The organism is Geobacillus sp. C56-T2, assembly GCF_007829715.1.
GTDB lineage: Bacteria > Bacillota > Bacilli > Bacillales > Anoxybacillaceae > Geobacillus > Geobacillus icigianus.
In genome coordinates, this window is record NZ_VJWB01000001.1 from 3,120,420 (window position 1) to 3,132,657 (window position 12,238).

Sequence of the window (12,238 nt, forward strand, 5' to 3'; positions counted from 1 at the left end):
CCAAGCTGGGAGCCAAAAAGAGCGGATGGCGCAGTGATGCGGTAAAAACGCGCCCCCAAGGTGAAAGATTTTGAGCGCATCAATGAGCCAGTGTTATGGAGGAAGAGCGGAGCTGACGATGTTTTTCCATAAAAGGCGAGTGGAAAACCGCTGTTCCCCTTGATCGATGAGTTGAATGTGTGAAAAGAAGGAACGACGCTACAAGGTTTTTCTAGTTAAAAAACGAAGCGAGAAAGCGGTTGTGCTAGCAAATCACCGCCCTTCTAACAAAATGATGAAAAGATGGGGAGGAAGCAAAAAACGGCAACCTTCGATCGGAAAAGAAAGTGGAGGCAAAAACGTTTTTCCGAATAGAGTCAAGATGTGGTTTGACCGTCTTTCTCACGACATATCGACCTTCGGAAGAAATAGATGCAGTGAAATCCGACACCATCAAAGAGCCGCACAGAGTCATCGAGGCGATCGACAACGTGTTTCGACAACATTCCCGGGGAAATAGCGACACATTTTTCAGGAAAGGAAAACCGTTCGACAAGTTCAGCCAGCCTTCTTGTTGAGAAGGAGGAGAGAGAAAAAAACGATGTAGCAATGAATGAAACAATGGAATTCAGCAAGTACGCGCGGGGATGGGGAATACAGTCGAGGGAGAACGGCTCACAACATGGGGGCGCAGCGAAGGCGGGAGAGAAACCGGAAAGTTCCATGAATAACAACCCCATATTGACGCTCATTCCGCCCCATGAATGCCAAACAGGGCATCTTGATCGACAAGACAAACAAAACTAGCCAACCGATTCGCCGTAGCGCAAGGCGGAGCGAACCGTTCCTCCTTGCGCCCGGCCATCGAACTTAGAAGAGCGGTGATTTAGTACAAAATACGGCTATTCCATCTATTTATCAGTTAGAAAAGCCTAGCGAAATCAGCCTTCTTTTTTTGGCGACATGTCGCTGATTTGCTCGTGGCAGCCGTTTTTCACCAGCCTCCTTGAGGCGCTAGGCGCCCCCAATTCACAGCTCATACCACGTCAACCCGAGCGCGCCTTCGCCGACGTGGGTGGCGATGACTGGGCCGAAATAGCTGATCCAAAACTCGACGTGCGGATAGCGAGCGGACAGCTCGTCGCGCCAGCGGTTCGCCTCATCCGGCTGGTTGGCATGGATGATGGCGGCTTTGAGCGGCACGCCTTTGGCGGCATCTTCGGCGAACAATTCTTCGATTCGTTTGACCGCCTTTTTGCGCGTGCGGATTTTTTCAAACGGCACGATCACTTTGTTTTCAAAACGAAGAAGCGGCTTGATTTGCAAGAGGCCGCCGATAAACGCCTGCGCCCCGGTCAGCCGTCCGCCGCGCTGCAGGTGGGACAAGTCGTCGACCATAAAATAAGCGCGCAACGTTCGCTTCATTTCATCGAGGCGGGCGAGGATCTCGTCCGGCGTTTTCCCCGCCTGCGCCATCTCCGCCGCCTCGATGGCGTAAAATCCTTGCGCCATGCAGCTGATTTCTGAGTCGTAGGCGTAAACGCTTAATCCTTCGACCATCGTTCCCGCCGTAACCGCCCCTTGATACGTGCCGCTGATGCCGCTTGAAAGGTGGATGCTGATAACCGCATCGTACCCTTCGTCACGAATGGTGGTGAACAAGTCAACGAACTCACCGACCGATGGTTGAGACGTCGTCGGCAACACAGAATGTGTTTTCATTTTGGCGAAAAATTCGTCAGCAGTCATGTCGATTTCCTCACGATACGCTTCCTCGCCAAAAATGACGCTGAGCGGAATGAGACGAATGCCCAACCTCTCGCGCACGTCTTTTGGCAAATAGGCCGTACTGTCAGTAACAATTGCGGTTTTCACAAACTCCATTCCTTCCTGACCGGGAATTTAATTCCATTATACCAAAAAGGCGGACGGCCCACCACTCTTACTGGCGAGCGCACAGGATGAAACGGAAACAAACGATGCCCGCTGACGTCTCTAACCGCTTGTTGTTCTGGGCGCTGCCCGTTCGCTTTCGCCCTCCGATCCAAAAAGCGGGAATGCCGTTTCCGTACGAACGAAAGCAAACGATACGGGAAGCGGGACCGCCAGCCTCTGATCGCCAACGCCTAGAAGGCTGGTGAAAAATCGCTGTCACACACCAACTGGAGGCATTTTCATTCAGAAAAGAAAGCCGATTCTGCAAGGTTTCTCTAATTAATAAATGGGTGGAACTCAGCAGTATTTTGCACGAAATCACCGACCTCCTAGGGAGGTCAGCGCACTTCCACCCAGCCGTTTTTGATCGCCACAACGACCGCTTGCGTCCGATCATTGACATTTAATTTTTGCAAAATGCTGCTGACATGGTTTTTCACTGTTTTCTCGCTAATGTACAGCGCCTCGCCGATGGCGCGGTTGCTTTTTCCATCCGCCAACAGCTGGAGCACTTCGCATTCGCGTCGCGTCAATAAATGGAGCGGACGGCGCACTTCTCGCTTGACTGCTACCCCGCTTTTTTCCATCGCCAGACGGCGGTATTCGCGAATCAAATTGTGTGTCACTTTCGGATGCAAATAGGAACCGCCCTCCGCTACGACCTTCACCGCTTCAATCAGCGTATCGGCGTCCATCTCTTTAAGCAAGTAGCCGGTCGCTCCCGTCTGCAAGGCGCGCATGACATAGTTTTCATCGTCATGAATCGACAGCACGACCACTTTCGTATCAGGGTAGGCTTCAATCAGCTGCTTCGTCGCTTCAACGCCGTTGATGTCCGGCATGTTAATGTCCATCAGCACCAAATCTGGGCGATGTGTTTCTACGATCGAAAGCGCTTCGCTCCCGTCGCTTCCTTCCGCCACGACTTCAAAGTCGCCCTCAAACTCCAAAATACGCTTAATGCCTTCACGAAACAGTTGATGATCGTCAATGATCGCAATGCGTGTTTTCATCGGTTCCTCTCCTCCTTAAGATGTATTTGTCGAACGTTCACTTGAGTTTTTACCGTGCTGGCCAATTAGGGATACCAAATTCCATTCTCGTTGTGCATCGGCATCACGCAAGAGCGGCTTGTGTTCCTTACTGACTTGGCGCGGCAATATGTCGGGGGCGCTCCGCCTTATTCCAAAAGCGCAGCCTGTGTCCCTTATTGACCCAACCGCGCGATTGGCTAGTCAACCCATCACCTGTCTTCCAAAACGGCACGGTCCAACGGAACGCGGATGAACACCGTCGTTCCGCCGCCAGGTTTCGAACGGATCGCCAATGTGCCGCCAAGAAGCTCGACCCGCTCTCGCATGCCGATCAGACCGAACGCGTTTTCTTTTTTGACGGCCGGGTCGAACCCTTTGCCGTCGTCCTTGACGCTGACCAATACGTGTCGGCACGCCACTTCCAGCTTGACATCAATGCGGCGCGCTTCAGCATGTTTCAAAGCATTTTGCACCGATTCTTGGACAAGCCGAAACACGGCCGCCTCCATCCGCGACGGCAGCCGAATTTCTTCGCCGATATGTACAAAAGAAATATGGACTCCCTTACTATATTCTTCGGCCGTCTGTAAGTATTTTTTTAGTGTCGGCACCAGTCCAAGGTCATCCAATGCCATCGGCCGCAAGTCATAAATAATGCGACGCACTTCCGACAACGCCGAATGCACCATTTTGCGAAAATCGCGAATTTCGGCGATCGCTTCTTCGGTTCCCCGCTCTTTGATCACCTTTTCCACCAAATCGGAGCGAAGAAGCACATGGGCGAGCATTTGTGCGGGACCGTCATGAATTTCCCGCGACAGACGCCGTCGTTCTTCTTCTTGCGCTTCGATGATTTTCAAACCGAATTCTTGCTTTTGTCTAGCTCCCTCAATCATTTCGCTCACGTGGCGAAAATCGCTGTTTAAATAGTTGAGGACAACGGTAATTTGCCCAACTAGGTGGTCAGCGCGCGCGATAATTTGAGAAAGGCTCGCCAGCCTCCGCTCGAGTTCATCGCGGCGCAGGCGCAATTGCTTTTCGCGTTCACGCACCATCGCCAGTTTGACGTGTAGCTCATGGGCAGCTTCATACGCTTGGCGAATATACCGTTCAGAATGGGAGGAAAAGTTTTGGCTCACTTCCGACAGGCGACGGCGCGCCTGCCGTGCTTCCCCTTCCAAACGATCCGCCTCTTCGATCGTCTCGGCCGTCAACCGCTTCACTTCTTCGAGTTCCCGCAATAAGTGGTCATGCTCTTGCCTTGACTGCTCGCCAATCTGGAAAATTTCGTCTTTGCTATGTTGAACGGTGTCGATCATTTTTTCGACAATCTCATCCAACTGTTTGACATCCCAACGTTTTTCCCCAGCCATTTGCCAACCTCCAGCAGCGCTGCCAAGCCGTGCGCACGAGCGCCATCAAAATTTATTTGAAGGAAAAAAGTTGTCGATTTATAATAGTAAAAGCATGCCCTGTCTGCAACTCTTGTATTTTCAGTTTACCATAGTCAGCGCAAATCGCTACCCTTTTCAGCAAAATCATCGCATACCTTCTTAACGATCGGAGGGTTTGGCGTTGCTGCCATCGTATTACACCGTCAAAGGGTATGGCGAACAAGAAATCGTGATTGAAAAATCACGGTTTATTTGCTATATCAGCCGCGCCGAGACGGAGGAAGAAGCCATCGCCTTCATCCAGCAAATCAAAAAGAAGCATTGGGACGCAACCCATAATTGCTCGGCTTACCTTATCGGCGAACACGACCAGGTTCAAAAAGCCAACGATGACGGAGAACCAAGCGGCACTGCAGGCGTGCCAATGCTGGAAGTATTGAAGAAAAAAGGACTAAAGGACACCGTTGCCGTCGTCACCCGCTATTTCGGCGGCATCAAACTTGGCGCCGGAGGATTGGTACGCGCCTACAGCCGCGCCGTCACCGAAGGGCTCAAAGCCGCCGGCATCGTCGAACGCCGTCTCATGCGCGTCATGCATGTCACGATCGACTATCCATGGCTCGGCAAAGTGGAAAACGAATTGCGGGCGTCAACCTATATAATCAAAAACATCCATTACGCGGATCGTGTCACCTTTGAGGTGCTTGTTCCTGAAGATGGACAATCGCTGTTTGCTGAATGGGTGACGGAATTGACTCATGGAAGAGCGGACCTCGTAATGGGCGCAGCTGAATATAGGGAACGGCTGCTCCCGTCTGAAACGAAACCGTGAGGAAAGAAGGGTAATAACCATGAATACGAGAAAATCGACAAGAAAACGAAAGAAAAAGAAGCGACTTCGCCGATTCGTGCTGCTCTTGTTTCTTCTTTTAATCGGCGGAGTGGGGGCTTTTGGCTATAACATTTATTCCGAGACAAAAAAAGCATCCGACAAGATTTATGAAGCCCTCAAACCACCAGGTAGTCGGACAGACCACATTGAAATGCGCAAAGATCCATTTACCGTCCTGCTGGTAGGAGTCGAAAACCAGTATCATGATGAGAAAGGGCGATCGGATGTCGTCATGCTGCTGACCGTTAATCCAAAAACGAACAAAGTGTACTTGTTGAGCATCCCCCGTGACACTAGGGTATACATTCCAAGTGAAGGACGGAAGGACAAAATCACGCACTCCTATAGCTATGGGGGCATTCAATCGACAATAGAAGCAGTCAACGAACTGATCGATGTTCCGATCGATTATTACATTACTACCGATTTTGAAGGGTTTCAAAAAGTGGTCGACTCGCTTGGAGGCATTACAGTAGATGTTCCGTTTACCTTTAAAGCTCAATTAACCGGGTCTCTGAAGTGGCACACATTCTACAAAGGTAAGCAAGAACTCAATGGCAACGAAGCATTGGCCTACGTCAGGATGAGAAAATCGGATCCGCGTGGCGACTTCGGCCGCAATGAGCGGCAAAAACAAGTCATCCGGGCCATTATTGACAAAAGCACATCGATCACCTCATTGCCGAAGCTCGACGATGTCATCGCCGATTTAGGAGATCACGTGCGGACGAACATCCCTCCGTCCGATTTGTTGTCGTTTATCTATGTCTATCAAAAAATGAAGAACGCGGATGTCGAAAATTTGCATCTAAAAGGATACGACGAAACGATCGACGGCGTATACTACTACATCCCGGATGAGCAATCGGTTAGCTCGATTAATGAAACATTGCATCAAGCCCTTACCGGAACGGATACATCCTTTACTCAACACGATCACCCATTAGGACAACGTACCAATTAAAACAGCGAAGACGAGAGGGTGTCCCAAAAAGGATCGGGACACCCTCTTTCGTTGCTATATATAGGTGCTGACTACCCGAGTTCGACAGTTTTGAGACCATTTTAGGCAAGTGAAAATGGCCAAAATGCTGTGATATCAAGGAGTTCACGATGTGTCCCCTAGAAAAAAACACCGAATTCCATAGGCACACGACTTACCTAATTTTAACTTCTGTAGATGAGCAAATTTGCTAACATAAATTTACAACCAAATAAAAAAGGAGACATGAACCCAACTCCTTGAGTAAAATAGATGTGCTCAAACCCATTCACACAAGGAGGGTCATGTCTCATGAATAGATTAGCACATCATCAAGGAATCCACAAGTTTTTCATGACGCTGGGGTTGGCGCTTTATTTCTCGAAACCGGTCATCAAGCATCTCGTTTACCTTGTCGACGCCTTGACGACCAAGGGATTTTCGGGGACATTGACGGATGTCCGGTACTGGAGTTTTCATCCCAACCATCGAACCACGCTCAGCCATTTTTTCACGAAAAGCCCTTGGGATGAAGAGACGTTGCTTCGCAAACTCCAGCAATGGATCCTTCATCGCATCAAGCGAATCGCCAAACAGGAGAATCAACCCCTTTTTGTTTCGATTGATGATACCATTTGCCAAAAAACGAAGCCTTCGTCACGGGCTGCCCGCGCCATTCAAGGGTGTGATTGGCACTACTCGCACAAAGATCATCAATCCGTTTGGGGGCATTCGCTCGTTTGGCTGATGGTGCATACTTTCTCGCAAGCGTTTCCGTTCGCCTTTCGTCTGTATGACAAGACGGCGGGAAGAAGCAAGATCGACCTAGCGATCGAGATGCTTTCCTCGCTCAAGGGGAAACGGGCTCAGCCGGTGTATGTGCTCATGGATGCCTGGTATCCGTCCCAAGCGCTCATCGAAGCCTGCCTGAAACAAGGATTCCATGTCATCGCCATGCTCAAGACGAACCGGATTCTCTATCCGAAAGGCATCGCCATCCAAGCGAAGAAGTTCGCCCGCTATATCGAGCCCAACGACACCCGCCTCGTCACGGTGGGGAGCGAGCGCTATCGTGTCTACCGCTACGAAGGAGCTCTCAACGGTCTTGATGACGCAGTGGTGCTGCTGGCTTGGAAGGCGGATCAACCGATGACGCCGGATCATCTCCATGTCGTCTTGAGCACCGACCGGGAGCTGAGTGACGAAGACATCTTGCGTTACGATGCCCAGCGCTGGACGATCGAATGCTTTTTCCGGCAGGCCAAAGACTAGCTGAAGCTCGATGGGTACCGTGTTCGTCACGTTCGGGCGGTGAAACGGTATTGGGCAGTGGTGCTATTTGCCTGCGTATACAGCATCGCGGAATCTCAACAAGACCTCTCTTCCGGACTGGAGCTTCTTCGGTCTCGGAAAGGACACAGCGTCGTTGAGTTCATCTATGACGCCGCAAAACAAGATATTCCCATTGATGTGATTAAAAAACAGCTCCATGTCGCCTAAGGAGTACCCTGTTTGTCTCTTAGGGCATGGAAATTATTGTAATGAAAAATGCTCATCTACAGTTAACTTTTAAAAGAGCTGAACATCGGTTATAATATAGACATGTACATACGACGAGTTACACGCAAAAAGAAAGATGGAATCACCGTAGCTTAACTCCATCATGAATCGTGGCCGAACGTAAGAGACGAATGCGAACGTCTCATGCTTGTACATTTTTCTTCAAAAAACGGCGACCTTGATCAACGAACCGAACTGACAACTATATACATGCAACATGAAGAGTTAACCTCTCCGTTATCCTGCACACCCTAAGCGCTGCATCATTTCCTCCAAAGATCTTGTAGGCTCAACCTGCAGGCTGAGCCATGGGGGAGGAAGCTCGTTGCAGGAGAAGTCAAAAGTTAATTTTTCAATGAGCATGTATATAAACAGGCTCAATTCTTTGCGGCTCTAGGGCTGGAGCCTCCTCCGAAGATTCTAGGTGTCCATCCTCGCACCTAGATACACGCCCAAAGTATGCCCAAATGCCTCTCGTCCCTTTGGTATCAAGGGATGAGAGGCATTTTGTTTGCCTAGTAACTATCGAACTTGGGTATGTCTAAAAACTGTTGAACCTAACTAACGAATCAAGATAATCCATTATTTCTCTTTCTATTAACGAGATTATTATAAACGCTTTCCATTTTAGTCACATTATCTTCCCAGTTATAAAATAAACTAACGAAACGTCGCCCGTTTTTTCCCATTTTGGACCGAAGTTCAGGATTTACCACTAAATCATATAATCGATCCGCTAACTTTTCTATATTTTTAGATTCAACAATAAACCCAGTTTCACCATCTTTTACAACTTCAGGAAGCCCTCCGACATTAGAAACAACAAGAGGCAACTCACAAGCCGAAGCTTCGACAGCAGCTACGCCAAAACTTTCCTGTAAACTTGGCAAACAAAAAATATCCATTTTATTTAGGTAGTAAGGCACTTGCGTGTTAGGAACTGCTCCAATAAAAGTTGTAATATCTGATATCCCCAGTTCTCTTGCTATATTCTGCAAGTGATCCCGTAGACTCCCCTCTCCAACAATTAATAGTCTAACTTTTTTTGCCTCTTTATCTAACTGGTTTCTCTCTAATTTTTTAATCAATACGGCAGTTGCCCTTATCAAATACTCAACACCATAACATTCCTCTAAACTTTTGACAATGCCAATAGTAATTTGCTCAGATTGTTCATTTTTAATTTGACTGGTTTTAAACAAATTCATATCAACTCCAAAGGGAGTGATTTCGATCGGGAGACGCGGAGAGACGAACTTTTCTATCTGTTTCTTCATGACAAGGCTCGTTGAGGCTATTTGAGTCGCAGCATTTAAATTTTTTGTTAATATTTTTTTATTCATTTTACTTTGATAAGGAAAATCGAAAACATCACTCCCCCATACAGATAAGAGTGTGGGTTCAAATTTTACTAACCTCGAAAGAGTACCATATCCACTTGCATAGTGCGTATTTAAAATATCTGGCTTAATTTGCTTTAATAACTTTCTCACTCTAAATACATTGAGGTAGTAACCGATAGGTGAACTAAACGGCAACATGTAAACACTCACTCTACCATCAATTTTATCTTTATGTGGATGTGGTTTATGCATTGTAATTAGATGGACATCATGCCCTCTTTCGACCATAGCATTAACCCATCTAACTGTATGGATAGAGGAAGCACTTGCAAGAAAGCAAATCCTCATTAAAAAATCATCTCCCATATTATCTTCTTTAATGCTCAACAAGGAAAGGATACTCAAAAACATTCATGAGCAAGCCTTGGTCCCCCATCTTGGCATGAAAATGACCGATTAAGGGCGCGCATTTTCACAGAAAGTTCCATGGGCAGCGCGATCTGCCCTGCACCCGGGGATGAAAAACTTCGCGATAGTATTTTAATGAAGTAAATGTAAGATAGCTGTAAAGTTTCTATCCCTAGAATATAAAGATCTGATATCCTTTGGAATTTCACTAAAACTTTGTGAAAGATTTAATATATTCTTAAACTCCTTATAAAAGTTATTGGAGTGGTCAAAGATATCTAAAACTGGCAATCCCAATCCTATATAATCAAATACTTTCGTTCCATACTCGATTTCCTCATTTCTTACTATTAGCATACCTATGTTGCAATTAATAGCTATTTTTAAAGCCTCTTTATAAGGCATTCTTGGATAAAAGGTTGAACAATCATCTAATTTGTATTGCTTTAAAATTGATAAAGTGGGTTCTTTATTGGTACCTACAAAATAGATATGGACACTATAACCTTCATTTTTAATATCTTTTATCTTTGAAATTGCCTGATGAGCTTTTTGTTCATCATACTCAGCAAATTTGCCTAGACATACAAATTTCAACACTCCATTGTTTTTAATATCACTATCCTTATACTTATCCATTTCCCCTATATCAAAATCATATCCATTCATTATTAATCTAATCTTTATATCATTCCCAAACAATTTTTGATAATAACTCTTCATCCCTTTTGTACACACAATAAAGTGTTTACATATTTTGTATACTAGTTGCTCAATCCGAGAAGAAACAAACAATTTAAACTTGCTTATTTTAGCTCCCGACTTTCCGTATCCTGTTTTTATATTTATAGACCAAGGATCCCTAAAATCAACAATCAGCTTTTTTTTTCTCATAAAACAAGCTAATGAAAGAGGTAAAAGATGATTAAACGGGCCACATGAAATGTAAACATTTTTTTGTTTTGAAAATAACAACTTAAAAATGCATAGTATAGTCCAAACATAAAAGTTTTTTTTACCAATACCTCCGAACGAATCCCTAGCTATGACCTCTACCCTAACTCCTTTTTCTTTTAAAAATCTAACCATACTTCTTGAACGAAGAGCTCCTACTCCATCCAATTCCGAAAAAAAATAAGCGATAAAAAGTACGTCTTTCAATTGTTGATCCCCCTATGTCATAATAAAGTGACTGTAGATGAGCAAATTTGCTAACATAAATTGACAGCTAAACAAAAAAGGAGACATGAACCCAGCTCCTTGAGTAAAATAGATGTGCTCAAACTACCCACAAGGAGGTTCATGTCTCATGAATAGATTAGCACATCATCAAGGAATCCACAAGTTTTTCATGACGCTGGGATTGGCGCTTTATTTCTCGAAGCCGGTCATCAAGCATCTCGTTCATCTTGTCGACGCCTTGACTACCAAGGGATTTTCGGGGACATTGACGGATGTCCGGTACTGGAGTTTTCACCCGAATCATCGAACGACACTGAGCCACTTTTTCACGAAAAGCCCTTGGAACGAGGAAAAACTGCTTGAGAAGCTGCAAGAATGGATCCTTCGCCAGATCGAACGCCTAGCCAAACAGGAGAATCAACCCCTTTTTGTTTCGATCGATGATACGATTTGTCAAAAAACGAAGCCTTCGTCACGGGCCGCCCACGCCATTCAAGGGTGTGACTGGCATTTCTCTCACAGCGATCATCAATTGGTCTGGGGGCATTCGCTTGTTTGGCTGATGGTGCACACCTTCACGCAAGCGTTTCCGTTCGGCTTTCGTCTGTATGACAAGACAGCGGGAAGAAGCAAAATCGACCTGGCGATCGAGATGCTTTCCTCGCTCAAGGGGAAGCGGGCTCAGCCGGTGTATGTGCTTATGGATTCGTGGTATCCGTCCCAAGCGCTCATCGAAACCTGCCTAAAACAAGGATTCCATGTCATCGCCATGCTCAAGACGAACCGGATTCTCTACCCGAAAGGTATCGCCATCCAAGCGAAGGAGTTTGCCCGCTATATCGAGCCCAACGACACCCGCCTCGTCACGGTGGGGAACGAGCGCTATCGTGTCTACCGCTACGAAGGCGCGCTCAACGGTCTTGATGACGCGGTGGTGCTGCTGGCTTGGAAGGCGGATCAACCGATGACGCCGGATCATCTCCATGTCGTCTTGAGCACCGACCGGGAGCTGAGTGACGAAGACATCTTGCGTTACTATGCCCAGCGCTGGACGATCGAATGCGTTTTCCGGCAGGCCAAAGACCAGCTGAAGCTCGATGGATACCGTGTTCGCCACGTTCGGGCGGTGAAACGGTATTGGGTCGTGGTGCTGTTAGCCTGTGTATACAGCATCGCGGAATCTCAACAAGACCTCTCTTCCGGCCTGGAGCTTCTTCGGTCTCGGAAAGGGCACAGCGTCGTCGAGTTCATCTATGACGCCGCAAAGCAAGATATTCCCATTGATGTGATCAAAAAACAGCTCCATGTCGCCTAAGGGGTCCCCTGTTTGTCTCTTAGGGAATGGAAATTACTGTAATGAAAAATGCTCATCTACAGTAAAGTGATTTAAAAAACCTCATCTAATATGCAAAATGTCCCCCAAAGAGAGCCAAAATATATATAAGATGACTAACTTTTTTTCGTTTAAGGTGTGTAGGATCACGGAGGAGGTTAATTCTCCATATTGAGAGAAATTATAAGAAAACCGC

At 46.8% G+C, this 12,238-nt stretch carries 9 protein-coding genes and 1 pseudogene; 5 read left to right on the plus strand and 5 right to left on the minus strand.

Going from position 1 to position 12,238, the window contains the following annotated elements; genetic code table 11:
* Window positions 1-1,008 precede the first annotated feature (1,008 nt).
* On the minus strand, window positions 1,009-1,854 hold the full coding sequence (locus tag GC56T2_RS15565) for a DegV family protein (protein ID WP_144976432.1): 846 nt from the start codon (window positions 1,852-1,854) through the stop codon (window positions 1,009-1,011).
* 86 nt (window positions 1,855-1,940) lie between these two features.
* Here GC56T2_RS15565 and GC56T2_RS15570 point away from each other — a divergent pair, with 86 nt between their 5' ends.
* Window positions 1,941-2,120, plus strand: coding sequence for a hypothetical protein (locus GC56T2_RS15570; protein ID WP_144976435.1), 180 nt, complete (start codon window positions 1,941-1,943; stop codon window positions 2,118-2,120).
* Window positions 2,121-2,252: 132 nt separating this feature from the next.
* On the opposite strand, the gene GC56T2_RS15575 is transcribed toward GC56T2_RS15570, so the two are convergent.
* Together GC56T2_RS15575 and GC56T2_RS15580 are read right to left on the minus strand one after the other, a co-directional pair.
* The gene (locus tag GC56T2_RS15575) at window positions 2,253-2,927 is read right to left on the minus strand and encodes a response regulator (protein WP_144976437.1); all 675 of its coding nucleotides are present in this window, start codon (window positions 2,925-2,927) and stop codon (window positions 2,253-2,255) included.
* A gap of 230 nt (window positions 2,928-3,157) precedes the next feature.
* On the minus strand, window positions 3,158-4,321 hold the full coding sequence (locus GC56T2_RS15580) for a sensor histidine kinase (protein ID WP_144976439.1): 1,164 nt from the start codon (window positions 4,319-4,321) through the stop codon (window positions 3,158-3,160).
* Between the two features lie 202 nt (window positions 4,322-4,523).
* Between GC56T2_RS15580 and GC56T2_RS15585 the strand changes: the two genes are divergently transcribed.
* The 3 genes and pseudogenes from GC56T2_RS15585 (at window position 4,524) to GC56T2_RS15595 (ending at window position 7,716) form a co-directional block, all read left to right on the plus strand.
* Entirely contained in the window at window positions 4,524-5,174 is a 651-nt protein-coding gene (locus GC56T2_RS15585) for a YigZ family protein (RefSeq protein WP_144976441.1), read from the plus strand.
* Window positions 5,175-5,193: 19 nt separating this feature from the next.
* Window positions 5,194-6,198: an LCP family protein gene (locus tag GC56T2_RS15590; RefSeq protein WP_144976443.1), complete on the plus strand. Its 1,005-nt coding sequence runs from the start codon at window positions 5,194-5,196 to the stop codon at window positions 6,196-6,198.
* Between the two features lie 330 nt (window positions 6,199-6,528).
* Window positions 6,529-7,716, plus strand: a pseudogene (locus GC56T2_RS15595) (IS701 family transposase).
* A 629-nt stretch (window positions 7,717-8,345) separates the two neighbouring features.
* Here the strand turns inward: GC56T2_RS15595 and GC56T2_RS15600 are convergent.
* Both GC56T2_RS15600 and GC56T2_RS15605 read right to left on the minus strand, forming a co-directional pair.
* Window positions 8,346-9,530 (minus strand): glycosyltransferase, encoded by a 1,185-nt coding sequence (locus tag GC56T2_RS15600; RefSeq protein ID WP_255516110.1) that lies wholly within the window; start codon window positions 9,528-9,530, stop codon window positions 8,346-8,348.
* A gap of 129 nt (window positions 9,531-9,659) precedes the next feature.
* Entirely contained in the window at window positions 9,660-10,688 is a 1,029-nt protein-coding gene (locus tag GC56T2_RS15605; protein ID WP_144976445.1) for a glycosyltransferase family protein, read from the minus strand.
* Between the two features lie 148 nt (window positions 10,689-10,836).
* On the opposite strand from GC56T2_RS15605, the gene GC56T2_RS15610 reads away from it, so the two are divergent.
* Complete coding sequence (locus GC56T2_RS15610) at window positions 10,837-12,024, plus strand: IS701 family transposase (RefSeq protein WP_144976448.1); 1,188 nt, start codon at window positions 10,837-10,839, stop codon at window positions 12,022-12,024.
* The last annotated feature ends 214 nt before the right edge of the window (window positions 12,025-12,238 follow it).